A 25,713-nucleotide genomic window follows, 5' to 3' on the forward strand; every position below is an offset into this window, starting at 1 on the left:
GGACGTTCCCCGGTACGTACCCGCACGACCCTGGGGCCGAACACCGGACGGCCGTTCGGCCGCGCGGCGCCCGACCCCCTCGGGGCCGCTGGGAGGGTCAGATCGACAGCGGGCGGATCGCCGTCGGGGCGTGCTCCGGGAGGGTGGCGACCTCCTCCCACTCCATCACCTTGTCGATGTCGGCCGCGCCCATCGAGATGTTGGTGACCCGCTCCAGGATCGCCTCGACCACGACCGGCACCCGGAACTCGGCGGCCAGCTTCTTGGCCTCCTCGAAGGCCGGCAGCAGCCCCTCCGGCTCGGTGACGCGAATGGCCTTGCAGCCCAGGCCCTCGGCGACCCGGACGTGGTCCACGCCGTAGACGCCCAGCTCCGGCGCGTTGATGTTCTCGAACTCCAGCTTGACCTGGAAGTCGATGTCGAAGTTCCGCTGCGCCTGCCGGATCAGCCCCAGGTAGGAGTTGTTGACCAGCACGTGGACGTACGGGATCCGGTGCTGCGCCCCGACCGCCAGCTCCTCGATCATGAACTGGAAGTCGTAGTCGCCGGAGAGCGCCACGACCTGGCCCTCGGGGTCGGCGGTCGCGACGCCGAGCGCGGCCGGGATGGTCCAGCCGAGCGGGCCGGCCTGGCCGCAGTTGATCCAGTGCCGCGGCTTGTAGACGTGCAGCAGCTGCGCGCCGGCGATCTGGGAGAGGCCGATGGTGGTGACGTAGCGGGTCTCCGGGCCGAAGGCCTTGTTCATCTCCTCGTAGACGCGCTGCGGCTTGAGCGGCACGTTGTCGAAGTGGGTGCGGCGCTGGAGCTGCGCCCGGCGCTCCTGGGTGGACGCGGCCCACTCGCTGCGGTCCACCAGCGTGCCGGCGGCCTTCAGCTCCCGGGCGACCTCGACGAAGAGCTCCAGCGCGGCGCGGGCGTCGGAGGCGATGCCGAGCGCGGGGGCGAAGATCTTGCCGATCTGGGTGGGCTCGATGTCGACGTGGACGAAGGTCCGGCCCTCGGTGTAGACGTCCAGGCCGCCGGTGTGGCGGTTGGCCCAGCGGTTGCCGATGCCGAGCACGAAGTCGGAGGCGAGGAAGTTCTCGTTGCCGTAGCGGTGCGAGGTCTGCAGGCCGACCATGCCGGCGTTCAGCGGGTGGTCGTCCGGGACGATGCCCCAGCCCATCAGGGTCGGCACCACCGGGACGCCGGTCAGCTCGGCGAACTCCAGCAGCAGTCCGGCGGCGTCGGCGTTGATCACGCCGCCGCCCGCCACGATCAGCGGCCGCTCGGACCGCTGGAGCAGCGCGATCGCCTTCTCGATCTGGATCCGGTTGGCGGCGGGCTTGTAGACCGGCAGCGGCTGGTAGGCCTCCGGGTCGAAGTCGATCTCGGTGAGCTGGACGTCGATCGGCAGGTCGACCAGCACCGGGCCGGGGCGGCCCGAGCGCATCAGGTGGAAGGCCTGCTGGAACACGCCGGGGACCTGCGCGGCCTCCAGCACGGTGGTGGCGGCCTTGGTGACCGGCTTGGCGATCGAGGCGATGTCGACCGCCTGGAAGTCCTCCTTGTGGAGGCGCGCGACCGGGGCCTGGCCGGTGATGCACAGGATCGGGATCGAGTCGGCGATGGCCGAGTAGAGCCCGGTGATCATGTCGGTGCCGGCCGGCCCGGAGGTGCCGATGCAGACGCCGATGTTGCCCGCGGCGGCGCGGGTGTAGCCCTCGGCCATGTGCGAGGCGCCCTCGACGTGGCGGGCCAGCGTGTGCCGGATGCCGCCGGAGGCCTTGAGGGCGGCGTAGAAGGGGTTGATGGCCGCGCCCGGCACGCCGAAGGCGACGTCGACGCCTTCGAGCTTGAGGATCTCCACGGCCGCGCGGGCGGCTGTCATTCGGGGCATCGGGTCTCTCCTGCGTCGGCCCGCAGTGGGTCGGAGGGCTCATCTCCAGAATTCCACCATACGGAAGAACGGTTTCTGTATGTGGAATAAAAGTAGGACGGGGGTCGTCGGGGCGTCAAGGGGGCTTTCAACAGAATGTGGAACGTTCGGCAGGGGGCGGTTCGGCGGGTCATCTGCTCGACGGGCGAACGTGCGTACCTGCCATGAGCTCGGATTTCGCCCTGGATGCGTCGGTGGCGTGCTGTTGGCGTGGAGGAATGGTGTGCGAGGTTGGCCGGCTCCGGGGCGCTGGGTACCGTCGGTCCCACGCCGGGCCCGTCATGGTTGCCATGTTCAACAAGGGGGCGCGGCAAGGGGGTCTCGGGGATCCGGGGCGGAGCGGGGGAGTTCCGGTCGCCGATCCCGTCGAGGGGTCCGTCCTGGATCCCGTCCAGCACGACTCGCCGCGCCGGCCGTCCCGGTCCGCGCGTCCCGGCCGCCACCGGCAGTACCGCCGCCGACGGCAGGTCCGCCCACGGTGGCAGCACCGCCGCCACCGTGGGCCCCGCCGTCGCCACAGCACCGCGCCACCGCCGCACCGCCGCGTCATCGCCGCCACCAGCAGCACACCGCAGCAACGCACCCGCTGCCGATGCGTCGCCCGCGACGCGCCGCCCCGCCGGGTGCGCGGAAGGAAGCTCCCCATGCCTCGACGATGTGCCCTGCCCACCCGTCCCGCCGCCGTCCCCGCCGCTCTCGCCGGCCCCGTCGCCCTCGTTCTCGTCGCCGCCCTCGCCGCCGCCCTCCCCGTCTCGCGGGCGGTGCGCCGGTGAACGGTCTGCCCCGACGGCGGAAGAGCCCGCCCGCCGCCCCGCGCTCCCGGTCCGCCGCCCCGCGCTCCCGCTCCGGCTCCCGGCGAGGTCCGGTGGCCGCGCTGCGCGCCGTGCCCTGGCGGTACGACCTCCCCGCCTCCCTGGTCGTCTTCCTGGTCGCCCTCCCGCTCTGCGTCGGCGTCGCCGTCGCGTCGGGGGTGCCCGCCGAACTCGGCCTGGTCACCGGCATCGTCGGCGGCCTGCTGGTCGGCGCGCTGCCCGGCAGCAGCCTCCAGGTCAGCGGCCCGGCTGCCGGTCTCACCGTGCTCGTGTACGAAGCCGTCCAGGAGTACGGCGCGGGCGCCCTCGGCGTCCTGGTGCTGCTCACCGGACTGCTCCAACTCGCCATGGGCGCGCTGCGGTTGGGCCGCTGGTTCCGCGCCATGTCGGCGTCCGTGGTGCACGGCATGCTGGCCGGCATCGGCCTCACCCTGGTGCTCGGCCAGCTCTACGCGCTCACCGACCGCCGGGCCCCGGGCACCGGGCCGGAGAAGATCGCCGGCCTGCCCGCGCTGCTGCGGGACGCCGTCACCGGCGCCGCCGACCGCGGCGCCCTGGCACTCGGGGCCGCCACCCTGCTGGTGCTGGTCGCCTGGAAGTACCTGCCGCCCCGGCTCGCCCGCGCCGTGCCCGGTCCGCTGGCCGCGGTCGGCCTGGCCGCCGCCGTCACCGCCCTGTTCGACCTGCCGGTGGCCCGGGTCGAGGTGGCCGGACTGCTGGACGTCGTCCAACTGCCCGACCGGGCCGCGCTCGGCGCCCTGGCCACCACGGCCGGAGCCGGCACCGTCCTCGCCTTCACCCTGATCGCCTCCGCCGAGACGCTGTTCAGCGCGGCCGCCGTCGACCGGATGCACCACGGCCCGCGCACCGACTACGACCGCGAACTCACCGCCCAGGGCATCGGCAACGCCCTCTGCGGCCTGCTCGGCGCGCTCCCGATGACGGCGGTGATCGTCCGCAGCGCGACCAACGTCCAGTCCGGCGCCCGCACCAAGGCCTCGCGCGTCCTGCACGGCGGCTGGCTGCTGCTCTTCACGGCCCTGCTGCCGGGCGCGCTCGGCCTGGTCCCGCTGACCGCGCTGGCCGCCGTCCTGGTGCACGCCGGCGCCAAGCTCGTCCCGGTCCGGCGGATCGCCGCGCTCTGCCGCGAGCACCGGGGGGAGGCGGCGGTGCTGGCCGTGACCGCCGCCTCGATCATCGCCACCGACCTGTTCGAGGGCGTGCTGATCGGCATCGGCCTGGCCGTCGCCAAGTCGGCCTGGCAGACCTCCCACCTGCAGATCGGCGTCGAGGAGCGGCCCGCCGCGCCCGGCGCGGAGGAGGCCCCGCTGCGGGTCAGGCTCAGCGGCAACGCAACCTTCCTGCGGCTGCCCCGGCTGCTCGACACCCTCGAACGCCTCCCGGCGGACCGCCCGGTCGAGCTCGACTGGTCCGGGCTGCGCCACCTGGACCACGCCTGCACGGTGGCGCTCACCACCTGGGCGGCCCAGCACCGCGCCCGGAGTACCGCCCCGCTGGCGGTCGACCCGCCGCTGCCGACCGTGGTCTGACCGGGTCGGTCCGGCCGGCTCGTCCGGCTGGCTCGTTAGGCTGGCCGCCCGGCGGCGGCCGGGGTCCGGCCCGGACCTCGGGGTCGTCCGGGCCCCGGGATCGTCCGGGACTCGTGGGAGGAGACGGAGCCGTGATCGCTGCCTTTTCGGTCACCCCGCTGGGGGTCGGCGAGGACGTGGGGGAGGCGGTCGCCGCCGCCGTCCGGGTGGTCCGCGCGAGCGGGCTGCCGAACCGCACGGACGCGATGTTCACCAGCATCGAGGGCGAGTGGGACGAGGTGATGCCGGTGATCCGGGAGGCGATCGAGGCGGTGAAGGCCTACAGCAACCGGGTCAGCACCGTCATCAAGATCGACGACCGGGCCGGGGTGACCGACGGACTGACCAGCAAGGTCGCCACCGTGGAGCGCCACCTCGCCGAGGGCTGAGGGCCGAGGGCTGAGGGCTGAGGCCTGAGGTCCGGGGTCGGCCCGTCCCTTCCAGGGCGGGTCGGCTGCCCTCCCCTTTTCTTTCTTGACCGATCGATCTGGAATCGACTACCTTTCAGCTATGGCACGGACCAAGGAATTCGACCCCGACGCGGCGCTCCAGTCGGCCCTGGAGCTGTTCTGGCGGCGCGGCTACGAGGCCACCTCGATGGCCGAGCTGGTCGAGCACCTCGGGATCGCCCGGGCCAGCATCTACGCCACCTTCGGCAGCAAGCGCGAGCTGTACCTGCGGGCGCTGGAGCGGTACGGCCAGCAACAGCAACCGGTGCTGCTGGCCGAGCTGTCGCAGCCGGGCCCGGTCCTGCCGGCCGTCCGGGCGCTGGTCCGCCGGTTCGCCGACGAGTCCGCCGCGGACGGTGAGGGCGGCCCCCACCGGGGCTGTTTCGTCACCAATACGGCGGTCGAACTCGCCCCGCACGACGAGGGCGCCGCCCGCCGGGTGGAGTCCAACCTGCTCCACCTGGAGACGGTGCTCGCCACGGCCCTGGTCCGCGCCCGTGCCCAGGGCGAGCTGCCCGAGGGGCGCGACCCGCAGGCGCTGGCCCGGATGCTGCTGGTGCTGTTCCAGGGCATGCGGGTGATCGGCAAGGCCGGGGAGGGCTCGGCCCGGCTGCGCGACGCCGCCGACCAGGCCCTCGCCCTGCTGGACTGATCGACCCGCTCTCCCCTCCCGCCCCTTTCACTCCCGTGTGCCTTTTTCTGTCTTGATTCTGAACCGAACGGTCAATTTAGACCGACTCGTGCAGCCCTTCGCTTAGGAGTACTCCCATGTCCCGCAGCATCACCCGCTTCACCGGCAAGTCCGTCCTGGTCACCGGTGGCGGCAGCGGTATCGGCCGAGCCGTGGCCCTCGCCTTCGCCCGGGAGGGCGCCCGTGTCGCCGTCGCCGGCCGCACCGCGAGCTCCCTGGCCGAGACCGTCGCCCTGATCGAGCAGGACGGCGGCACCGCGGTGGCCCTGGTCGGCTCGGTCTCCGACTCGGCGGACGCCGCCCGCCTGGTCCGGGAGACGGTGGAACACCTGGGGGGCCTGGACATCGCCGTCAACAACGCCGGCGTGCTCGGCGGCATAGCCCCGATCGCCGATGTGGCGGAGGAGGAGTGGCGGCGCGTCATCGACATCAACCTCAACGGCACCTGGTACGCGATGAAGCACCAGATCGCCCACCAGCGCGCCAACGGCGGCGGGGCGATCGTCAACATCTCCTCGAACCTGGGCACCCACGTCCGCCTGGAGAACCTCGGCGCCTACGCCGTCTCCAAGGCCGCCGTGGCCACCCTGACCCGCAGCGCCGCCCGCGACCACATCGCCGACGGCGTGCGGATCAACATGGTCAGCCCGGGCCCGGTGGACACCACCATGTCCTCCCGCCCCGGCGAGAACGCCGCCGACAAGGCGGACCGGATGAAGGGCGACGTCCCGGTCGGCCGGGCCGGCGCCGTCGAGGAGGTCGCGGCCGCCGTCCTGCACCTCGCCTCCGAGGAGTCGGCATTCACCGTCGGCGCCGACCTCGTCCTCGACGGAGGCGTCAGCGCCTGACCGCGGACGCCGACCGCCTCAGGCGGACAGCGCCTCGGCCTCGCTCCCGTCCATCACCGGAAGCGCGGCCGAGGCGGCCAGCTCGTCCAGTGACAGTCCCAACGCGTAGGCCAGCGCCGCGACGGTGAAGAACGACGGGGTCGGCGCCCGTCCGGTCTCGATCTTGCGCAGCGTCTCGGCCGACACCCCGGCCGCCGCCGCCACCTCGACCATGCTGCGCCCGCCGCGCGCCTCGCGCAGCAGTACACCGAAGCGCTCGCCGCGCTCGCGTTCCCCGGGGGTCAGCGGAGTCCTCACCATGCCCCTGATGGTAGGCCACCCGCCCGACCCATTCGACCGTGATACAAATACCGGTATAAGAATTGGAGCTATGCCCGGAGGGGTCCCATGGTGGAGTTCAAGTCGGAGGCGGCGCTGGCCGCGATGCGGGAGTCGGGGCGAGTGGTCGCCACCGCGCTGGCGGAGGTCGAGCGCGCCGCCGGGGTAGGCGTGAGCCTGCGGGAACTAGACGAGGTGGCCCGGGAGGTCCTGCGGAAGGCGGGCGCGACCTCCCCCTTCCTCGGCTACCGGCCGGCCTTCGCCCCGGTGCCCTTCCCGGCCGTCATCTGCGCCTCCGTCAACGACGCCGTCGTGCACGGGATCCCCACCGGCTACCGGCTGCGCGACGGCGACCTCGTGAGCATCGACTGCGGCGCCATCCTCGACGGCTGGGCCGGCGACGCCGCCGTCAGCTTCACCGTCGGCCCGCCCCGCCCCGAGGACCGGCGGCTGATCGACACCGCCCGCCGCGCCCTGGAGGCCGGCATCGCCGCCGCCGTCGTCGGCAACCGCACCGGCGACATCGCCCACGCCATCGGCACCGTCTCCCGTGCCGCCGGTTACGGCCTCCTCGACGGCTACGGCGGCCACGGCATCGGCCGCCGCATGCACGAGGACCCCCACCTCCCCAACGAGGGCCGCCCCGGCCGGGGCTTCCCCCTGAAGCCGGGCCTGGTCCTCGCCATCGAACCGATGCTCATCGCCGGCGGCACCGACACCCACACCACCGACCCCGACGGCTGGACCCTCCGCACCACCGACGGCACCCGCGCCGCCCACGTCGAACACACCGTCGCCATCACCCCCACCGGCCCCCGCATCCTCACCCTCCCGTGAGTCCGTCCGGACGGACGAGTGGTATGAAAGTCGATCGACTGAATCTTGGGGAATGGGCCGATCCGCTCGGCAGGGACGGACGAGGTTGGGATGAGTGAGCTTCCGGAGGTCGTTTTCCGGGATCTGATCCGGGCGGAGCCGTGGGTCGGGACGCCCCGACCCGAATCCTGGGCAGAGATTGAGAACTGGGCCGGTGTCGAGCTCCCGGGGGATTTCAAGGAGTTCGTCCGACTCTACGGGGACGGTCTGGTGATGCGGCATCTGAATGTGCCGCATCCGGACGGGATCGACCCGCTCATCGGTTTCATGAAGCGGGCTCGCCGCAAGCTGGAAATGGTACTGCCGGGTTGTTTGACGGACGTCGGATCCCTGCCGTTCGATCCGAAGGCGGTGATCCCCTGGGGACACTCGAATTGGGACGGGGACGACTGCTTCCTGGTGCCGCGGGCCGGGGAGGAGTGGGATGTGCTGGTGGTCTTCAGGCAGCTGGGCCGTATTGGGATCTACGGTGGTGGATTCTCCCGCTTTCTTGCCGGAGTACTCTCCGGGTGGGAGGTCCCGCCCGGGTGGCCCGTTCTGGAGCCGGTGTGGCAGCCGGTCGCAGGGACTCCACTGGGCTGATCGGTGCGAGAGGTGAGGGCTGTGGTGCCAGCGTGGATCGAGGTTCTCGTAGCGGCTCGGGAGGCGGACCACCGCTCCGATCCGGGTTCCGGGTCGGCGGCCCCGCCGGGACTCCGGGCGGCTGCTTCGGATTGGCAGCTGGCTGAGTTGGAAGGGTGGATGGGGCAGCTGATCGAGGCTGACTATCGGGAGTTCCTGTCCTTTTCCGACGGTATGGAGAATTTCTTCTCCGGCATGCCGGTGTTCGGCTGGCAGGATTGGCCGTCGAGCCCTGCTCTGGATCGGGCCGAAGAGTTTCTCGAAATTACTTACGATGGCGGGATACATCTTGACGAGGGACTCCCGGAGGGCGTCTCCATGGTCCCGCTGTCGGTCGATCAGGAACTTTCGGAGGGAATTTTTATGATCGCCGGATCGGAGGATCCGGGGAAACGGTACTTTTGGGTCGGAAATGGAGATGCGGCGTTCTTCTCCAGGCTGTCCGAAATCTTCTCCTGTGCTGCGGGCGTGCGGTCGTGGAGTGAGTTCTCCACGATGCGATGAGGCCGACCAGCTTCTGCCGAAGTGCTGACGGCCGGTCGGGTCCGGCCAGGCCGGGGACCACCGGTCCAGTAGCGGGGACCTTGGACTCTGGGTGGACTTGTCGCGGGGTGGGGAGGGTTGGGGGTGCGGGCGGGCGTGGGTTCGTCCGGGTCCGGTTGGGTGGAGGCGGTTGTGAGCGGATTTGTCGTGGTCGGGGTGGATGGGTCGCCCGAGAGTCTGGCGGCGCTGGACTGGGCCGCGGAGGAGGCGGCCGGGCGCGGCGCGGGGCTGAAGGTGGTGCTGGCGTGGCCGAGTGTGGTGACGCCGTTGTCGGTGCTGGGGGCGGTGGATCTGGCGCACCGGCAGGCGGAGGTGACGCTGCGCGAGGCGGAGTTGCGGGTGCGGGAGCGGTGGCCGGAGCTCGCAGTTCAGGCCGTTCAGGTGCCGCAGGATCCGGTGCGGGCGCTGGTGGAGGAGTCGGGGGAGGAGCCCGGGGCGGAGACCCTGGTGCTCGGGTCGCGGGGGCTCGGGGCAGTGGCCGGGTTCCTGGTGGGGTCGGTGAGCCGACGGGTGCTCGCCAAGGTGGCGTGCCCGGTGGTCCTGGTCAGGGAGGGCGAGGGGCAGGGGGAAGCCGGCGAGGTCGTGGTCGGCGTCGACCCCTACCAGGGCGCCGCCGCAGTGCTCGGCCACGCCTTCGCGGTGGCCGAGCGGCGCGGGCTGCCGCTGCGCGCCGTGTACGCCTGGACCCTGCCGGTGGCGTACCAGTACGCGGGCATCGCGGCGAGCGTCGACGTGTCCGGCGAGATGCAGACGTTCGCCGAGGTCGAGCTGGCGCGGGTGGTCCAGCCGTGGCGGGCGGAGCACCCAGGGGTGACAGTGGTCGAGGAGGTCCTGAACGCGCGGCCCGCCAAGGTGCTCGCGGAGCGGGCGGCGGCCGGCGCCGGGCTGGTGGTGGTCGGTCGGCGGGTCCGTCGCTCGCCGCTGGGCGCGCACCTGGGCTCGGTCGCGCACGCGGTGCTGCACCACGTGCCGTGTCCGGTGGCCGTGGTGCCGTACGAGCGCACCCCCGAGGAGGAGCAGGAGGCGGGCGATGAGTGACCCGGTGCTGGTGGGGGTGGACGGTTCGGAGGCGAGCCTCGCCGCCGTGGACGTCGCGGTCCGGGAGGCGCGGCTGCGCGGCCGCGGCCTGCGGATCGTGCACGCCTTCATCTGGCCGCTGATGCACGTGCCGCTCGGTCCGGCCAAGGACGGACCGCCGGAGGGCGGGCTGAGGCACCAGGCGGAGCGGGTGCTGGAGGACGCCCTCGCCCGGGCCCGGGCCCTGGACCCCGAGCTGGAGGTCGACGCCGCGCTGGTCACCGGCGAGCCGCTGACCGTGCTGGCCCACCGGTCGCGGGACGCCTGCCTGGTCGTGGTCGGCAGCCGGGGGCTGGGCCGGTTCGGGGCGCTGCTGATCGGTTCGGTGGCCGTGCACCTGGCCGCGCACGCCGCCTGCCCGGTGCTGATCGTCCGGGGCCGGCCGGAGCCGGACGGGCCGGTGCTGGTGGCGGTGGACGGTGCGGGGGTGGGCGCGGAGGCGTTGGGCTTCGCCTTCGCGGAGGCCTCCGCCCGCCGGGCGCCGTTGACGGCGCTGCACGTGGCGCACCCCAGCGCGAGCCTGCCGGGCCAGGAGGAGCGGGCGCTCGCCGAGGCACTGGCCGGCCACCGCGACAAGTACCCGGACGTGGAGCTGAACTCGGAACTGATCGAGGCCCACGCCCGGCCGGCGCTGATCGACGCGAGCCGGGCGGCGCAGTTGCTGGTGGTCGGCGCCCGGGGCCGGGGCGGCTTCGCGGGCATGCTGCTGGGCTCGACCAGTCAGGCGATGGTCCAGCACGCGTTCTGCCCGGTGGTGGTGGTCCGGCACGAGGAGCAGTTGGCACAGGCCCGGTAGGGCGGAGGCTCAGCCGAGCAACCGCAGCCGGGTGGCGGCGACGCCCACCCGGACGGTCTGGCCGCGGACGAGGTCCAGCGCGTCGTTCTCGACGCCGTCGCCGAACGCCACCAGCCGGTCCGACTCGACGGTCAGGACGAGCCGCTGCTCCCCGTCGAGCAGGCCGTGCACCCGGGTGGTGCCGGTGGCGGGGGAGGGCCAGGCCTCGCGGACGAACCAGGCGAGCGACGGCGCGGCGGGCGCGGGCAGGGCGAGCGGGCCGCCGCGGTCCTGCCAGACGGAGCGGCACCAGCCGGTGCCGCCGGTGCCCGTGCCGACCAGCACCCCGGACGAGGCCTGCGCCTCCTCGCTGTCCGGTGCGCCGGGGTGCTGCTCGACGGCCAGCCGGTAGCGCGCGGTCTGGTGGCCGGGCTGGCCGACGTAGACCTCGTTGAGCGCGAGCAGCCGCTGGGTGTCGTCGGCGACGGCCTCGACCATGGTCCGTTCCTCGGTCCGCCGGTCGGCGCCGGGGCCGACGGAGGCCGGGAGGAGGCGGGGCAGGTCGTCGGCGCGGTGGCGGACCAGTACCCCGGGGTTGCGGCCGGGTTCGGTGTCCACGCCGATCACGGGCTGGCCGCCGAGGTACTTGGCGACGTTGGCGACCAGGCCGTCCTGGCCGACCACGACGACGACGTCCTCCGGTTCGAAGAGGAACCGGGGCAGGTCGGCGCGCTCGACCCGGGTGCGGCGCCAGTCGAGCGGCACGGCGCCGGCCGCCCGGGCGAGCGCCTCCTCCTGCCGGAGGTGGCGCCGCTCGATCTCCTCGACCGACCGGCCCCGGCTGCGCAGGAAGTAGGCGGCCTGGCCGGGCGTGCCGTGGTGGGCGACCAGCTCCTGGTACTCGCTGCGGCGGTGGACCAGGACGGCCCGGGGCGCGAGCGTCACCGTCCGCCCCCGTCAGTGCCGGGGCCGTGCGAACCCGCCGCGCCGAGCTTGGCGAGCAGCCCGGTCAGCACGTCCGGGGTGAGGGTGAGGCTGTCGATCCGCGGCAGGTGCTCGGCCAGCCGCATCAGGGCGAGCGCCCGCAGCACCGCCGGGTCGGCCTGCTGGTGGGCGGTGAGCCAGGCGGCCTCCGCGGCGGCCCTGGCCTCGCCCAGGTCGCGGGCGGCCGCGGCCTCGGCGGCGGCGAGGCGGGTGCGGCGCTGGGCCTCGGCGTCGGTGCGGATCCGGTCGGCGACGGCCTCGTCCTCGGCCTGGCGCTGGGCGTTGGTGCCCTCCTGGGTGATCAGCTGCTCCTGCCGCCGGGCGAGTTCGATCTGATTGGCGAGCTCGTTCTCGGCGATGCCGCGCTCGTGCTCGACGGCGACGGCGCGACGTTCGAAGGTGGCCCGGTCGGCCTCCTGCTGGACGAGCTCCCGGGCGGGGGTGCGCAGGGCGCGTTCCACTTCGGGTTCGGGGCGCAGGGCGACCACGCGGACGGAGATGACGGCGAGTCCGGTCTCGGCGAGCCGGGGTTCGGCGGCGAGGCCGGCGGTCATCCGCTCGCGGACGCCGGCGATGCCGTCGGCCAGGGCGGTGGCGAGCGGGGTGCGGGCGAGCAGGCCGAGCGCGTGCTGCTGGGCGGTCTCGGTGAGCAGGGTGGCGAGCTGGTCGAGCGGGGCGGAGCGCCAGGCGCCGGTGTCGGGGTCGATGCCGAAGTCGACGCGGGCGGCGGCGGTGGCCGGGTCGGTGATCCGGTAGGTCAGGGTGCCCTGGACGGTGACGTCCTGGAAGTCGGAGGTGCGGGCGTGGAAGAGCATCGCGAGTTCGCGGTCGTCGACCGGCACTTCGGAGAGGGCGGCGGTGAGCGGGCGGAACCAGAAGGCGAGCCCGGTGCCGTCGTGGGCGAGCTTGCCGCGGCGGACGTGCCGGATGTGGGCGGTGGGGCGGGCGCGCAGGTGGCGCAGCCCGAAGCGCTTGGTGATGTCGGCCATGGCGACTCCTTTTCGTCGCACTGACGATATTGAAGGCGAAGGGATCTCGTCAAGGTGACGAGAAATGATCCCCCGGCGGAAAGGAGCCGGGGAGGGCGGCCGTGGGAGGATCGACCGGTGCTGAGGATGCGAACGACCAGGCTCCCCGCAGTGCTGCTCGCCGCGGCCTGCGCCACCGCCACCACCGCGGTCGCCGTCGGCGCCGGCGCCGCGCTCGGCGCCCCGTCCGCGCACGCGGCCGACCCGGGCGGCCAGGCCTTCGCCATCGCCGACCCGAGGATCACCGAGTCCAGCGGCCTCGCCGCGAGCCGACAGCACCCCGGCGTCTACTGGACCCACAACGACAGCGACGACGGCCCGTACGTCTACGCGATCGACTCCCAGGGCCGCACGGTCGCCACCGTCACGCTGCGGGGTGTCGAGCCCCGCGACGTCGAGGCGATCTCGCTCGGTCCGGACGGCCGGCTCTACGTCGGCGACCTCGGCGACAACCTCGGCGGCAAGTGGCCCGAGGTCTGGATCTACGCCTTCGCCGAACCCGCCGAGCTGCACGACCAGACGGTGGACGTGACCCGCTACAAGGTCCGCTACGAGGACGGCCCGCGCGACGCCGAGGCGCTCATGGTCCACCCGGTGACGGGCCGCGCCTACATCGCCAGCAAGAAGCAGGGCGGCGGCGGGCTCTACCAGGGCCCGGAGAAGCTCTCCCCGACGGGCGTGAACACCTTCCGGAGGATCGCCGACGCGCCGTGGACGACCGACGGCGCCTTCTCGCCGGACGGCACCCGGCTGGTGCTGCGCGGCTACTTCTCGGCCACCCTCTACCGCTGGAAGGACGGCGCGCCGAGCGACGCCGAACCGCTGTCCACGCCGTTCCAGCGCCAGGGGGAGTCGGTCACCTTCACCTCCGACGGCCGGGCGCTGCTCTACGGCACCGAGGGCAAGGACAGCCCGGTCTGGCGCTCGCCGCTCGACGACGCGCAGCTTCCGGACACCGTCGAACCGCTGCGCAGCGCCACTGCGGCCCCGTCGGCCGCGTCCGGCTCCTCGGACCCGGCGGCGCCGGCGTCCGGCGCGGCCGCCCCGCCGTCGCGCGCGGAGGGGAAGGACGCCCCGGCGGGCACCGGGGACAAGGTGCTCGGAGTGGCGTTCCTGGCCGCGATCGCGGTCGCGGTGTTCGGACTGCGACGCAAGAAGCGCGAGGGCTGAGGGTCGACGGCGAGCAGGGCGCGCGGACCCGCCCGTTCTTGATCGAGTCCCGTCGAGCGTGGGCGAACGACCGGCTCCCGGGGCGGGCGGAACCGTCGGCCGTCCCCAGCGCCACGCCCAACGCCGGTGATCTGTCGCCGATTTGTGACAAAGCTTGGCCAACACCGGCCCCACGGGCGGTTTTCGTGGACGTAGTGTTCCGACTATGTCACGGAGAAGCCGCCGCATGCCCTCCTCGGAGCCCCACGACACCTGGGTCCCGCGCCCCCGGCGCCGCGAGACCCCGCTCGGCCTGCTCGGCCACGGCGTGAAGTTCCTCGGTTACAGCACTCTCGCGGGCGTCCTGCTCGCGGGCATCGCCCTCCCTGCCGCCGGAGCCCTCGGGCTCGGCATGAAGAGCGGTGTCGAGGAGTTCGACAGCATCCCCGCCGACCTGAAGACACCGGCGCTGACCCAGGCCAGTTGGATCTACGACGCCAAGGGCCAGCAGATAGCCAAGGTCTACGAGCGCGACCGCCGGGTGATCACCGGCGAGGAGATGGGCACGCTGATACGCCAGGCCCAGGTGGACATCGAGGACGCGCGCTTCTACGAGCACGGGGCCGTCGACCTCAAGGGCGTCCTGCGGGCCATCACCAAGAACGCGGAGAGCGGCACCGCCGTCCAGGGCGCGTCCACGCTCACCCAGCAGTACGTGAAGAACGTGAACGTCGAGAAGGCCGGCGACGACCCGGTGGCGGTGCTGGAGGCCCAGCGCAAGACCCTCGGCCGCAAGGTCCAGGAGCTCAAGTACTCCATCAAGCTGGAGGAGGAGCTGACCAAGGACCAGATCCTCACCAACTACCTGAACATCACGTACTACGGCCAGCAGGCGTACGGGATCCAGGCGGCGGCCCAGCGCTACTTCAGCAAGAACAGCAAGGACCTCACGGTCGCGGAGGCCGCCACGCTGGCCGGACTGGTGCAGAACCCCTCCCAGTTCGACCCCAAGGCCCACCCCGAGGCCTCGCGCAAGCGCCGCGACGTCGTCATCGACAAGATGGTCGAGAACAAGCACCTCACCCCGGAGCAGGCCAAGGAGGCCAAGTCCGGGCCGGTGGCCCTGCACTACCAGGCGCCGCAGAACGGCTGCATCACCGCCGACGCGGGCATGGGCTTCTTCTGCGACTACGTCCGGCACGTGATCAAGCAGGACCCGGTCTTCGGCAAGACCGCCGCCGAGCGCAAGAAACTCTGGGACCAGGGCGGCCTGTTCATCCACACCACCCTCGACCCGGTGAAGCAGGCGGCCGCGCTCAAGGCCGTGACCACCAAGGTGAAGGTCACCGACGAGGTGTCGGCGGCGATGACCATGGTCGAGCCGGGCACCGGCAAGATCCTGGCGATGACCCAGACCCGGCCGTACGGGATCGACCCGGCCAAGAACCAGACCGTCGTCAACTACAACGTCGACGCGGCGATGGGCGGCGGCAACGGCTTCCAGCCGGGCTCCAACTTCAAGCCCATCGTGGCCGCCGCCGGACTGGAGGCCGGGCTGACGTCCACCCAGTCCTACGCCTCGCCGAACAAGATGGACTGGCCGACGATGACCACCTGCGAAGGCACCTGGAAGAACCTGGAGAAGGGCAAGAAGGGCGGCACCATCCCCAACGAGTCCTCGGGCGAGGTCGGCCCGTACGAGCTCAAGGAGGCGATGGCGCTCTCGGTCAACACCTACTTCGTGCAGATGGAGCAGGAGATCGGGCTCTGCGCGGTCAAGCAGATGGCCAACAAGCTGGGCGTCGCGAACAAGGCCAGCGGCAAGCCGCTGGAGGAGCTGCCGGCCCTCGGGCTGGGCACCCAGGAGGTGAGCCCGCTGGTGATGGCCAACGTCTACGCGACCTTCGCCAACCGCGGCACCTACTGCACGCCGGTCGCGATCAGCAGCATCACCACCATGGACGGCAAGGACGTCCCGGTCGTTCCGGCCAAGTGCGACCGGGTGATGTCCGAGAGCACCGCCGACATCATCAACACCGTGCTGCTCGGGGTGACCGAGAAGGGCGGCACCGCCCGTGACCTCGGTCTGAACGACGACCGGCAGATCGCCGGCAAGACCGGTACCTCCGACGAGAAGAAGTCGGCCTGGTTCAGCGGCTACACGGCCAACCTGGCCACCTCGGTCTGGCTGGGCGGACCGGCCCGCGGCGTGCCGATGAAGAACATCCGGATCGGCGGCAAGTGGTTCGACGAGGTCTTCGGCGCCACCGGCCCGGGGCCGATCTGGCAGATGGCCATGAACGAAGCCGTCCGGGGCATGCCGGAGCAGGAGTTCGAGACCGTCTACATCCCCAACCCCGCGCCGAAGCGCGACCCCTCGGCGAGCCCGGGCTCGGGCAGCGGCTCACCGTGGACGACCTGGCCCGGCGGCCAGCCGACCGACGTCGCCCCGAACTGGCCCGGCGGCCGCACCCAGGCCCCCGGCCGCCAGCCCACCCGCAAGCCCGCCCAGCCGACCCAGCAGGAACAGCCGACCCAGCAGGACCAGGCGCCGCAGGGACAGCAGGGCCAGGGACAGCAGGGCCAGCCCGAGCAGCAGCAGGGCGAGGGCTGACGCCGAGGCCCTCCGCCCCGGACGGCGCCGCGCCCCGGAACGTCGACGGACGTTCCGGGGCGCGGCGGTCCAGTACCCCCGGGCGTGCGTCAGCGCGCGCCCTTGGCGTCCCAGAAGTCCTGGCGGGCCAGCACGCTGCTGTCGGTCTGGTCGGTGAAGAAGCCGTCCACCCCGAGCTCGTAGAGGTACTTCGCCCAGCCGATCGCGTCGCCGTACGCGTTGGGGTCGGTGCCCCGGCGGTAGTCCAGCGGCAGGAAGGCGTTCTCGTTGCGCACCGTGTACGGGTGCAGCAGCAGGTTCGCCGCGTGCGCGTCCCGGACCAGGGTGGTCGGCGGCAGCAGCTTGCCGGTCGCGTCGACCGGGGCGATCAGGGTGGTGGTCGGACCGATGCCGTGTGCGAACGTCGCGATCCAACGCAGGTTCTCGGGCTTCACGAGGTCGGCCACGGTGCGCTTGTCGCCGGACAGCACGAAGTCGTACGGCTGGGTGGTCGGGCCGCCGAGCAGGAAGATCTTCGGGTTGTCGACCAGCTTGGCGAGCCGCTGCAGGCTGCTCGGCTCGAAGGACTGCAGGATCGCCCGGCCGTTGCGCCCGGCCAGCCCGGTGCGGCGCAGCTCGTCGGCGAGGCGCTCCTCCAGCGGCAGGCCGATCGAACGGAAGTAGCTGGGGTGCTTGGTCTCCGGGTACACCCAGACGTCCCGGCCGAGCTCGCGGCCGCGCTTGCGGGCGAAGTCGGCCACCTCGCGGAAGGTCGGGATCGCCCAGCGGCCGTCGTACAGCGTGTTGCGCTGGCGCTGCTGCGGCAGCCGCTCCTTGGCGCGCAGGGTGCGCAGCTCGGCGAGGGTGAAGTCCTCGGTGAACCAGCCGGTCTGGACGACACCGTCGATGGTCCTGGTGGTGCGGCGGCCGGCGAACTCGGTGTGGTCGGCGACGTCCGTGGTCTCCGCGATGTTGTTCTCGTGCCGGACCACCAGCTGGCCGTCCTTGGTGGGCACGAGGTCCGGCTCGATGACGTCGGCGCCGAGGCGCAGCGCCAGGTCGTAGGAGCCCAGGGTGTGCTCGGGGCGGTAGCCGGGGGCGCCGCGGTGACCGACGATCAGCGGGTGCGGCAGGCGGTCCAGGCCGGTGCCGGTGCGGACCGGCGGGCGGGTGCCGGCCGGGCGGTCGGACGCGACGCCGCGCTCGTCCTCGGCGCCGGACCGGTCCGCGCCGGGCTGGTCCCCGCCGGGGGCGGCGAACGCCTCCCCGGCCCCGGCGGCGAGGGCCGCCGCGCCGAGACCGGCGGCACCGGTGGCCCGCAGGAAGTTGCGGCGGGAGGAGGAGGTGCCCTCGGCGGACTCCGCCGGGGTGCCGCCGTCGGTCGGACGGTACGTCATGGAAGCTCCTAGCTCGCACGGATGGCGTCGCGGTGTTGGCGCGGCGGTGTCGGTGCCGCGCGGTCGGCGTCGCGGTGTGGCTGCCGCCCGCAGACTAGGAGCAGTCCGGCCCCGCCGGGTGGCCGTCGGGCGAACTGCGGGAGAAGTTCCCGCACCTACCGTCCTTGCCGGGCCCGGCAAGGACGGTAGGTGCGGCGAGGCGGGTGCGGCTCAGCCCTGGACCTGGCAGAGACCGTAGGACTTCTCGGCGTGCAGCAGCGCCTCCAGGTCCCCGTAGCCGAGCTGCTTGTAGGTGTAGTACGCCACGGTGTACTCGACATCGCAGCGCTTGCCGGCGGCGGAGGCGCCGGGCGCGACGGAGATGCCGCCGATCACGGCGGTCGCGGTGACCGCGAGCACGGCGAGCGAACGGGAGAAACGGGTCATCGGAGGATCCCTTCGAGGTGGTCCCCGGGGCGACCGGGCTGCGCCGATTCTGACCCGGCGGGCGGCTGCCGTCCCATCCCCGGATTCTGGGACGGGACGGGCCGGAACGAGCCGCAACCGGTGTGTCCGCAGGGGCGCGTGCTGCGGCAGGCCGGCGCGCGGGGGCGCATTCGACGGCGTGGATGCCCGGTGCGCCCCGTTGCGCGGGTGTGGCGGGTGCGGGAGGTTGGTGCCGGCCCGTGCCGGGCACACCGGCCCGGGCCGGCACCATGTCCGACGATCGATCGATTCGGAGGGATGTCGGCGATGGCATCGAAGATCCTGCTCGTCACGGGGGACGCCGCGGAGTCGCTGGAGGTGTTCTACCCGTACCAGCGGCTGCGCGAGGAGGGCTACCAGGTCGACATCGCGGCACCGTCCCGCAAGCGGCTGCAGTTCGTGGTGCACGACTTCGTGGAGGGGTTCGACACCTACACCGAGAAGCCGGGCTACACCTGGCCCGCCGACCTGGCCTTCGCCGAGGTGGACCCGGCGGACTACGTCGCGCTGGTGATCCCCGGCGGCCGCGCGCCCGAGTACCTGCGCAACGACCCGGAGGTGCGGCGGATCGTCCGGCACTTCTTCGAGAGCGAGAAGCCGGTCGCGCAGATCTGCCACGGCCCGCTGGTGTCGGCCGCGGCCGGGGTGCTCGGCGGGCGGACCAGCGCCGCCTACCCGGCCCTGGAGCCGGATGTGACGGCGGCCGGTGCGACCTACGTGGACGGTGAGGCCGTGGTCGACGGCGTGGTGGTCTCGGCCCGCGCCTGGCCCGACCACCCGGCCTGGCTGAAGGCGTTCGTCGAGGTCCTGCGGGTGAAGGCCCCGGTGGCCTGACGCCGTTTTGGGGCAGGTGCCTCCGGCCCCGGTCGGAGGCACCTACCCCGAGGCGCGTCAGGGGTGGCCCGTACTGGAAACGGCCGTGACGGACGCCCGGATCTCGGTCCTGAGTCGGGGTGAGGTCGGTCCGTGGGCGGAGGAGATCCGCCGGTGTTCCTGTCAGAGTGTCAATTGCCGGAGTTGGCAAGGGTGTTGTGGGCACCCGAAGGCACTGACGTGGGAGGACGCATGGACGGGACGGCACGGAGCGGTATGGGCGGTACCGGCGGTACGGGCGGTACGGAGAACGCGGGGAGTACGGGAAGTACAGGGCACCGACGCCGCGGCACGGCCGTGCGCGTCGTGGCACTCGCGCTGGCCGGCGCGGGCCTGGTGGGCGTGACCGCCCCGACGGCCGGCGCGCTGGGCGCGACCGGACCGGGCGGGGTGACGACGGTGACGGCGACAAGTACGCAGGACGGCGCGGACGCAGGCCGGGAGGCGCGCCGGGGTGTCGACGCGCGGGCCCTGGACGCCGTCGTGCGCGGCATGGTCGACCCCGGCGGGGCCTCGGCGACGCTCGCCCGGGTGAGCGAGCGCGGCCGCACCGTGTGGAAGGGCGCGGCCGGCACCGCCGACCTGAGCACCGGAACCCCGGTGAACCCGGACGGCCTGTTCCGGATCGGCAGCGTGACCAAGACCTTCGTCTCCACCGTCGTCCTCCAACTCGTCGCCGAGGGGCGGCTGCGGCTGGACGACCCGGTGGAGAAGCTGCTGCCGGGCGCCGTCCCGAACGGCCGGAACATCACCCTGCGCCAGCTGCTCGACCACACCAGCGGCCTGTTCAACTACACCGAGGACGACCTCTTCGACCACGAGTCGGACCCCGTCAGGCTCCAGCAGTGGCTGGAGACCGGCCGATTCACCCGGTACACCCCGCAGCAGCTGATCGCCGTCGCCAACGCCCACCCGCCGTACTTCGAGCCGGGCCGGGGCGCGCACTACTCCAACACCAACTACCTGGTGGTCGGGCAGATCGTCGAGCGGGTCACCGGGCACAGCTGGCAGCAGGAGGTGGACCGGAGGATCGTCCGCCGGCTGGGACTGAGCCACACCTTCATGCCGGACCACTCGACGTCGATCCCCGGCCCGCACGCGCACGGCTACTACGACCTGCCGGCCGGGCCCGCGGACGTCACCGAGGTGGACCCGAGCATGGCGGGGGCGGCCGGAGCCGGGATCTCGACCACCGCCGACCTCACCACCTTCATCACCGCCCTGATCGGCGGGCGACTGCTGCCCCGGCCGCTGCTCGCCGACATGATGACCGTCACCCCGCAGAGCGGCAAGGACACGTACGGCCTGGGCCTCCAGCGGCTGTCGACGCCCTGCGGCCCGGTCTGGGGCCACGCGGGCGGCGTCCCCGGCTACAACACCTTCGTCTACACCGACGGCGACACCCGTCGGCAGTTCGCGGCCTCCGTGAACGCCTTCGACATGTCGAACCCGCCGGCCACCGACGCGGCCTTCCAGAACCTGCTGGACACCGGCACCTGCGGCGGCCCGCCGCCCACCGCCGCCGCCCCGGCCCCTGCCCCGGCCGACTGACCGTACCGGGCCGGATGCCATCATGGCCCACACCTGATGGGCAGTCGTCACAAGGAGGACGAGAGATGGCAGAGCCGCTGATCGCCGAGGTCGGGGGCCGGGTCCCGAGGGTCGACCCGACCGCCTTCGTGGCGCCCAACGCCGTCGTCGTCGGCAGCGTGACCGTCGGCGCCGGGGCGAGCGTCTGGTACGGCGCGGTGCTGCGCGGCGACGCCGAGGAGATCACCGTCGGCCCGGGCAGCAACGTGCAGGACAACTGCACCCTGCACGCCGACCTCGGCTTCCCGCTGGTGATGGGGGAGCGGATCTCGGTCGGCCACAACGCCGTGCTGCACGGCTGTGTGATCGAGGACGACGTCCTGGTCGGGATGAACGCCACGGTGCTCAACGGCGCCCGGATCGGGGCCGGCTCGCTGGTCGCGGCGGGCGCCGTGGTGCCGCAGGGCATGGTGGTCCCGCCCGGTTCGCTGGTCGCGGGCGTGCCGGCCAAGGTGCGCCGCGAGCTGACCGAGGAGGAGCGGACCGGCATCAAGTTCAACGCGGAGGGCTACGCGCTGCTGGCCGACGGTCACCGGGACATCCGGCCGGTTTCGGTCGCGGCTCCGGGGCCGGCGGCCGACGCGGTCTGACGGCGTCCGCCCGCGGGCTCGGCGGTGGCTCAGCGGGGGGCCGTGGTCCCCGCGCCGATCCGGTCGTCCGGGGCCGGCGCGGGGCCCGGCACCGGGGCCGGGCCCGCACCCGCCACCGCGCTCGGGAGCCCCGGGGCACGGGTCCCGGTGCCCCGCCGGGCGGCCGCCCAGGCCGCGACCGCGATCACCGCGCCGGAGGCCGCCAGGCCCGAGCCGACCAGCGGCGGCGAGGTCCAGCCCAGCCCGGCGTCCAGCGCGAGCCCGCCGAAGTACGCGCCCTGGGCGTTGGCCAGGTTGAAGGCGCCCTGCACGGTCGCCGAGGCCAGCGTCGGCGCGCCCCGGGCCTCGCGCATCACCAGCGTCTGCACCGCCGGGACGATCGCGAACCCGAACAGCCCCACCAGTACCACCGTCGCCGCCGCCGACCACTGGGCCCGGGCGGTCACGGCGAACAGCGCCAGCACGGCGGCGAGCAGCAGGAACGCGACGCACACCGTCGGCCGCAGCGCGCGGTCGGCCGCGTAGCCGCCGAGCAGGTTGCCGATCGTCATCCCGACCCCGAACAGCGCCAGCACCAGGGTCACCGACCCGGTCGCGAAGCCGGACACCTCGGTGAGCAGCGGGGTGATGTAGGAGTAGCAGGCGAAGAAGCCGCCGCAGCCGAAGACCACCGTGGCCAGCGCGAGCCACAGCTGTCCGCTGCGGAACGCGCCCAGTTCGTGCCGCAGGCCCGACTGCGCGGGGGACGGCAGGGCCGGGACCAGCCGGGCGATCGCCACGGCCCCCGCCGCGCCGATCGCGACCACCACCAGCATGGTCGCGCGCCACCCCAGGTGCTGGCCGAGCAGGGTCGCGGCCGGCACGCCGACGACATTGGCGAGGGTCAGCCCGGAGAACATCACCGCGACCGCCCTGGCCCGCCGGTCCGGGCCGACGAGCTCGGCCGCCGCGACCGCCCCGGCGCCGAAGAACGCCCCGTGCGGCAGTCCGGTGACCAGCCGGGCGGCGGCGAGGGTCCAGAAGTCCGGCGCGAGCGCGCAGAGCAGGTTCCCGGCGGCGAAGAACCCGGCCAGGGCGACCAGCACCGCCTTCCGGGGCCGCCCGGCCGCGAGCGCGGTGAGCAGCGGCGCCCCGATCACCACGCCCAGCGCGTAGGCGGAGATCAGCCAGCCGGCCTGCGGGATCGAGACGTCCAGGTCGGCCGCGACCTGGGGCAGCAGCCCCATGGCGGCGAACTCGGTGGTTCCGATGGCGAAGGCGGTGACGGCCAGGGCGACCAGCGCGAGAGGCAAGGGGGTGCTCCGGAAGAACGGGCGGCGGGGGACGGGCGGCGACGAACGGGCGGCGAGCAACGGGCAGCGAGGAACCGACAGCCACGAACGGACCGAGGGAAGCCGGGATTGTTCGGGCCAAATCCTAATCCGATCGGATGACGGCGCTGTGTGGTGCACAAGGCGGTCCCGTGACGGACGGGAGTCGCCTGCCGGGCGTCCGCGCGCAAGACTGGTGGCATGTGCCGCAGTATCAAGACGCTGAGACCACCCGTGACGCCCGACGCCACCGAGGAGGACTACCGCGCGGCCGCGCTCCAGTACGTACGGAAGGTGTCCGGGTTCCGGGCCCCGGCCGCGCACAACCGCGAGGCGTTCGACCGGGCCGTGGACGCCGTGGCCGAGGCCACCGAGCTCCTGCTCGGCGAGCTGGAGGTGCGCGGCGCGTCCACCCGCCCGGCCCGGGCCACCGCCTGAGGCCGGGCACCTCGGAACACGGAAGGCCGGGCACGTCGAGGGCCGGGCACGTCGAACAGGGATCAGGAGGTCGGTGATGAGCCCCGTCACCCGTTATGCACTCACCTTCCCGGGCAACCCCGGCACCCAGGCCCCGCAGGACGTGGTCGTGGTGGAGCGCACCAGCGCCGTCGGGCCCGGCGGCCACCCGGTGTACGAGGACGCCAGCGGAATCGTCCGGGCCGAGATCAGCGAGGCGGGGGAGGTCCGGATGCTCGCCACCGGCGGCCACCAGAACCCGCACGTCCCCGTCCACGCCCAGCCGCTGCCCTGACCCGCCCGGCCCCCTCGGGCCCGGCCTCCCGCGTCCGACCTTCCGGGCCCGGCCTGTCATGCCGGGTGGCCGGATCGCGCCACGACCCCTGCCGACCCCTCCCGCCCCGCTGCCGGGTCGGGCAGACTCCCGCCATGACCACAGCACGCTGGCAGGGCACGGTCGTCGCCGAGAGCGAGGACACCGTCGTCGTCGAGGGAAACCACTACTTTCCGGCCGACTCCGTCCGCCCGGAGTACCTGCGCCCGTCCGACACCACCACCGTCTGCGGCTGGAAGGGCACCGCCGAGTACTACTCGCTGGATGTCGACGGCCGTACCAACCCGGACGCGGCGTGGTTCTACGCCGCTCCCGAGCCCGCGGCGGAGCACATCCGCGGCCGGGTGGCGTTCTGGCGGGGGGTCGAGATCACCGACTGACGGGGCCGGTGGCGGCAGGTCGGCCGGTCGTCGGCGTACCGGCCGAGGCCGCCGGTACGCCGTAGGGACGATGCCGTGGCCGTCCCGTCGCAGGACCGGGACAGCCGCGGCGCGTACCGCCGCGCCGCGCCGGGTACGGCCACAGCATGGCAATCTTCAGGAAACCGGGACGCTCCGGGCAGCCCGAGCCCACCCCGGAGCACGTCGCCGACGAGCTGGCCGGCCTGGTCGAGGAACTCGAACCGGGCGCTCCCGGCGCGCCCGCCGAGGGCGAGGCCGGGGAACTCGCCGAATACCGGGCGGGCGTCGAGCGCGGCCGTCGGCGCGGCGCCCAGCTGGTCTCCGACATCTCCCGCCGACTCGGCAGCGGCAGCCGGGCGGCGGCCAGGGGCGCCGCGTTCGGCGGCCGTGCGCTGGCCGACCAACTGCTCCAGGCGGCCCCGCGCATCCCCGTCCGTGACCTCGCGACCCTGCGTGCCCAGCACCCCGGCGCCGCAGACCCCGAGCAGCTCGCCGACCTGCTGGTCACCGGCGCCGGCCGGGCCTCCAGCGCGCTCGGCGCCGGTGTGGGCGCCGCCGCGATGCTCCCGGTACCGCCCGCGATGCCGGTGGAGATCGCCGCCGAGACGCTCGCCGTGGCGGCCGTCGAGGTCAAGCTGATCGCCGAACTGCACCAGGTCTACGGCCTCCCCGCCCAGGGGACGGCCACCGAGAAGGCCACCGCCTACGTCACGGCCTGGGCCAACCGGCGCGGCATCGACGGCTCGCTGCTCGCCAAACCGGCCGGCCTGGCGGCGATGGCCCTCGGCAGCGAGGTCCGTCAGCAGGTCCGCCGCCGGCTCACCCGCAGTTCGCTGCGCCGGCTGCCCTCGCTGACCCCGCTGCTGGTCGGCGCGGGCATCGGGGCCACGGTCAATCTGCGGGACACCCGAAAGGTCGCGCGCGAGGTCCGCGCGGACCTGCGCGGACGTCGCCCGGCCGACCCCGGGTACTGGGCGGCCGCCGCCCCGGCCCCGCGTCCGGAGAAGGACGCGGGCAAGGGGCTGGGGAACGGCAACGGCAAGGGCAACGAGAAGATCCTCGGCAAGGGACCGGGGAAGAAGGGGCTGGGGAAGGGGCTCGGCAGAGTACTCGGGAAGGGCGACGGGGCGGGGCCGGACGAGCGCCCGTGACGCCCGCGCGCCCATGCCCCCCGTTCTGCGGCGCTGCCCGCCCATGACGGCGCACGCCCGCGGCACGGCCCGCCCATGACACGGAGCGGCCGGCCCCGCCCGGGGCCGGCCGCTCCGCTCCGCGCCGGATCAGTCGGCCGGGGCCGCCGGGGCGCGGGAGCCCTTCCCGGTCTTGACGGCGTTCACCATCGCCTGGTGGACGGCCCGCGCGGTGGTCTCGTCGGCCGCCGGGACGGGGCTGCCGGCCACCGAGTACCAGTCCAGCGCGCCGGTGTACTGGACGGTGAGCCGCGCCTCGCCGTCCACCCAGGTGGTGTGCACGGTGAGGTCGCCCGAGATCGGGCCGACCTCGACGGTGGTCACCCCGCCCGGTCCGCTGATGATCGACTGGGTGGTCCAGGTGGCCCAGGAGGCCCGGGGGTCGACCGGCGGCTCCACCGGCCGTCCGGCCGCCGTGCCCTGCTGCTGTTCGGTCATGCGCCCATCCTCTCCGGCCGGACCGTCGCCGTACGGGCGGCGGCACCGGCGGTCGCGGAGGCCGCCCGCAGATCGGGCGGCCTCGTGGCAACGTCTCGGTTACTCGTCGGCGGCACTTCGCAAACCTGTCGGTCCGGCCGGATCAGCCGATCGCCCCCCGTTCATCCTCCGGCTCGCCCTCCGCCTGGGAGGTGTCCTGCGCGTGCAGGTTCTGCGTCGAGGTGATGCCCTCCTCGGGGTCGGCCGCGCGGACGTCCTCGTCCCGGTCGACGCTCACCTCGGAGCGTGCGCTCATGTCGGTCATCGCGGGCTCCGTCTCCTCGGCCGGCCGGGGCGTCCGGGCCCGCCGCGCTACGCCGTGGTGGCGGGCGGCCGCCGGGCCGGTGCTCTGTTTCGCA

At 73.5% G+C, this 25,713-nt stretch carries 28 protein-coding genes; 19 read left to right on the forward strand and 9 right to left on the reverse strand.

Going from position 1 to position 25,713, the window contains the following annotated elements; all coding sequences use genetic code 11:
* Positions 1–97 precede the first annotated feature (97 nt).
* Positions 98–1,879: a glyoxylate carboligase gene (gene gcl / locus IF01_RS0119510; RefSeq protein WP_063764252.1), complete on the reverse strand. Its 1,782-nt coding sequence runs from the start codon at positions 1,877–1,879 to the stop codon at positions 98–100.
* A 683-nt stretch (positions 1,880–2,562) separates the two neighbouring features.
* Between gcl and IF01_RS51060 the strand changes: the two genes are divergently transcribed.
* The 5 genes from IF01_RS51060 to IF01_RS0119530 all read left to right on the forward strand — a co-directional run bounded on the left by IF01_RS51060 (position 2,563) and on the right by IF01_RS0119530 (position 6,307).
* On the forward strand, positions 2,563–2,691 hold the full coding sequence (locus tag IF01_RS51060) for a hypothetical protein (RefSeq protein WP_279617268.1): 129 nt from the start codon (positions 2,563–2,565) through the stop codon (positions 2,689–2,691).
* 92 nt (positions 2,692–2,783) lie between these two features.
* On the forward strand, positions 2,784–4,280 hold the full coding sequence (locus tag IF01_RS0119515; RefSeq protein ID WP_030394735.1) for a SulP family inorganic anion transporter: 1,497 nt from the start codon (positions 2,784–2,786) through the stop codon (positions 4,278–4,280).
* Between the two features lie 131 nt (positions 4,281–4,411).
* Positions 4,412–4,708, forward strand: a complete 297-nt coding sequence (locus tag IF01_RS0119520; protein WP_030394736.1) for an MTH1187 family thiamine-binding protein — start codon at positions 4,412–4,414, stop codon at positions 4,706–4,708.
* 121 nt (positions 4,709–4,829) lie between these two features.
* A complete protein-coding gene (locus IF01_RS0119525; protein ID WP_030394737.1) occupies positions 4,830–5,420 on the forward strand; it encodes a TetR/AcrR family transcriptional regulator in 591 nt (196 codons plus the stop codon).
* 128 nt (positions 5,421–5,548) lie between these two features.
* Positions 5,549–6,307, forward strand: a complete 759-nt coding sequence (locus IF01_RS0119530; RefSeq protein ID WP_208624336.1) for an SDR family NAD(P)-dependent oxidoreductase — start codon at positions 5,549–5,551, stop codon at positions 6,305–6,307.
* Between the two features lie 18 nt (positions 6,308–6,325).
* Here IF01_RS0119530 and IF01_RS0119535 read toward each other — a convergent pair whose 3' ends face one another.
* Positions 6,326–6,607 carry a helix-turn-helix domain-containing protein gene (locus tag IF01_RS0119535; protein ID WP_030394739.1) on the reverse strand — a complete coding sequence of 94 codons (282 nt, stop codon included), beginning with the start codon at positions 6,605–6,607 and terminating at the stop codon, positions 6,326–6,328.
* Positions 6,608–6,694: 87 nt separating this feature from the next.
* On the opposite strand from IF01_RS0119535, the gene map reads away from it, so the two are divergent.
* The 5 genes from map to IF01_RS0119560 all read left to right on the forward strand — a co-directional run bounded on the left by map (position 6,695) and on the right by IF01_RS0119560 (position 10,538).
* Entirely contained in the window at positions 6,695–7,462 is a 768-nt protein-coding gene (gene map, locus IF01_RS0119540) for a type I methionyl aminopeptidase (protein WP_030394740.1), read from the forward strand.
* Positions 7,463–7,552: 90 nt separating this feature from the next.
* Positions 7,553–8,083, forward strand: coding sequence for an SMI1/KNR4 family protein (locus IF01_RS0119545; RefSeq protein ID WP_051755695.1), 531 nt, complete (start codon positions 7,553–7,555; stop codon positions 8,081–8,083).
* A gap of 159 nt (positions 8,084–8,242) precedes the next feature.
* A complete protein-coding gene (locus tag IF01_RS0119550) occupies positions 8,243–8,626 on the forward strand; it encodes a hypothetical protein (RefSeq protein ID WP_157855286.1) in 384 nt (127 codons plus the stop codon).
* Between the two features lie 171 nt (positions 8,627–8,797).
* Positions 8,798–9,703, forward strand: coding sequence for a universal stress protein (locus tag IF01_RS0119555; RefSeq protein WP_051755698.1), 906 nt, complete (start codon positions 8,798–8,800; stop codon positions 9,701–9,703).
* Complete coding sequence (locus IF01_RS0119560) at positions 9,696–10,538, forward strand: universal stress protein (RefSeq protein WP_030394744.1); 843 nt, start codon at positions 9,696–9,698, stop codon at positions 10,536–10,538. Before IF01_RS0119555 ends, IF01_RS0119560 begins: the two co-directional genes overlap by 8 nt.
* 9 nt (positions 10,539–10,547) lie before the next feature.
* On the opposite strand, the gene IF01_RS0119565 is transcribed toward IF01_RS0119560, so the two are convergent.
* Positions 10,548–11,462: an NAD(+)/NADH kinase gene (locus tag IF01_RS0119565; protein ID WP_030394745.1), complete on the reverse strand. Its 915-nt coding sequence runs from the start codon at positions 11,460–11,462 to the stop codon at positions 10,548–10,550.
* Complete coding sequence (locus tag IF01_RS0119570) at positions 11,459–12,490, reverse strand: SPFH domain-containing protein (RefSeq protein ID WP_030394746.1); 1,032 nt, start codon at positions 12,488–12,490, stop codon at positions 11,459–11,461. Before IF01_RS0119570 ends, IF01_RS0119565 begins: the two co-directional genes overlap by 4 nt.
* Positions 12,491–12,616: 126 nt before the next feature.
* On the opposite strand from IF01_RS0119570, the gene IF01_RS49315 reads away from it, so the two are divergent.
* Positions 12,617–13,699: a YjiK family protein gene (locus IF01_RS49315; RefSeq protein ID WP_051755744.1), complete on the forward strand. Its 1,083-nt coding sequence runs from the start codon at positions 12,617–12,619 to the stop codon at positions 13,697–13,699.
* 226 nt (positions 13,700–13,925) lie between these two features.
* Positions 13,926–16,292 carry a transglycosylase domain-containing protein gene (locus tag IF01_RS0119580; RefSeq protein ID WP_051755700.1) on the forward strand — a complete coding sequence of 789 codons (2,367 nt, stop codon included), beginning with the start codon at positions 13,926–13,928 and terminating at the stop codon, positions 16,290–16,292.
* An 89-nt stretch (positions 16,293–16,381) separates the two neighbouring features.
* Here IF01_RS0119580 and IF01_RS0119585 read toward each other — a convergent pair whose 3' ends face one another.
* Positions 16,382–17,668, reverse strand: coding sequence for a glycerophosphodiester phosphodiesterase (locus IF01_RS0119585; protein ID WP_051755702.1), 1,287 nt, complete (start codon positions 17,666–17,668; stop codon positions 16,382–16,384).
* A gap of 210 nt (positions 17,669–17,878) precedes the next feature.
* Positions 17,879–18,094, reverse strand: a complete 216-nt coding sequence (locus IF01_RS0119590; protein ID WP_030394750.1) for a hypothetical protein — start codon at positions 18,092–18,094, stop codon at positions 17,879–17,881.
* Positions 18,095–18,400: 306 nt separating this feature from the next.
* Between IF01_RS0119590 and IF01_RS0119595 the strand changes: the two genes are divergently transcribed.
* From IF01_RS0119595 to IF01_RS0119605, 3 genes are all read left to right on the forward strand, one after another.
* The gene (locus IF01_RS0119595) at positions 18,401–18,967 is read left to right on the forward strand and encodes a DJ-1/PfpI family protein (RefSeq protein ID WP_030394751.1); all 567 of its coding nucleotides are present in this window, start codon (positions 18,401–18,403) and stop codon (positions 18,965–18,967) included.
* Between the two features lie 345 nt (positions 18,968–19,312).
* Positions 19,313–20,557, forward strand: coding sequence for a serine hydrolase domain-containing protein (locus IF01_RS42005; protein WP_157855287.1), 1,245 nt, complete (start codon positions 19,313–19,315; stop codon positions 20,555–20,557).
* A gap of 65 nt (positions 20,558–20,622) precedes the next feature.
* Entirely contained in the window at positions 20,623–21,186 is a 564-nt protein-coding gene (locus IF01_RS0119605) for a gamma carbonic anhydrase family protein (protein ID WP_051755707.1), read from the forward strand.
* A 29-nt stretch (positions 21,187–21,215) separates the two neighbouring features.
* On the opposite strand, the gene IF01_RS0119610 is transcribed toward IF01_RS0119605, so the two are convergent.
* The gene (locus tag IF01_RS0119610; RefSeq protein WP_078880109.1) at positions 21,216–22,478 is read right to left on the reverse strand and encodes an MFS transporter; all 1,263 of its coding nucleotides are present in this window, start codon (positions 22,476–22,478) and stop codon (positions 21,216–21,218) included.
* 219 nt (positions 22,479–22,697) lie between these two features.
* Here IF01_RS0119610 and IF01_RS0119615 point away from each other — a divergent pair, with 219 nt between their 5' ends.
* The 4 genes from IF01_RS0119615 (at position 22,698) to IF01_RS0119630 (ending at position 24,838) form a co-directional block, all read left to right on the forward strand.
* Positions 22,698–22,934 (forward strand): DUF2277 domain-containing protein, encoded by a 237-nt coding sequence (locus IF01_RS0119615; RefSeq protein ID WP_030394755.1) that lies wholly within the window; start codon positions 22,698–22,700, stop codon positions 22,932–22,934.
* Between the two features lie 76 nt (positions 22,935–23,010).
* Positions 23,011–23,247, forward strand: coding sequence for a DUF6296 family protein (locus IF01_RS0119620; protein ID WP_030394756.1), 237 nt, complete (start codon positions 23,011–23,013; stop codon positions 23,245–23,247).
* 134 nt (positions 23,248–23,381) lie between these two features.
* Positions 23,382–23,666, forward strand: a complete 285-nt coding sequence (locus tag IF01_RS0119625; protein ID WP_030394757.1) for a DUF427 domain-containing protein — start codon at positions 23,382–23,384, stop codon at positions 23,664–23,666.
* A gap of 146 nt (positions 23,667–23,812) precedes the next feature.
* A complete protein-coding gene (locus tag IF01_RS0119630; protein WP_051755709.1) occupies positions 23,813–24,838 on the forward strand; it encodes a hypothetical protein in 1,026 nt (341 codons plus the stop codon).
* A 129-nt stretch (positions 24,839–24,967) separates the two neighbouring features.
* Here IF01_RS0119630 and IF01_RS0119635 read toward each other — a convergent pair whose 3' ends face one another.
* Both IF01_RS0119635 and IF01_RS48370 read right to left on the reverse strand, forming a co-directional pair.
* Positions 24,968–25,315: a hypothetical protein gene (locus IF01_RS0119635; protein WP_233290389.1), complete on the reverse strand. Its 348-nt coding sequence runs from the start codon at positions 25,313–25,315 to the stop codon at positions 24,968–24,970.
* Between the two features lie 142 nt (positions 25,316–25,457).
* The gene (locus IF01_RS48370; protein WP_157855288.1) at positions 25,458–25,619 is read right to left on the reverse strand and encodes a hypothetical protein; all 162 of its coding nucleotides are present in this window, start codon (positions 25,617–25,619) and stop codon (positions 25,458–25,460) included.
* Positions 25,620–25,713: the final 94 nt, after the last annotated feature.

The organism is Kitasatospora purpeofusca, assembly GCF_000718025.1.
Classification (GTDB): Bacteria; Actinomycetota; Actinomycetes; order Streptomycetales; family Streptomycetaceae; genus Kitasatospora; species Kitasatospora purpeofusca.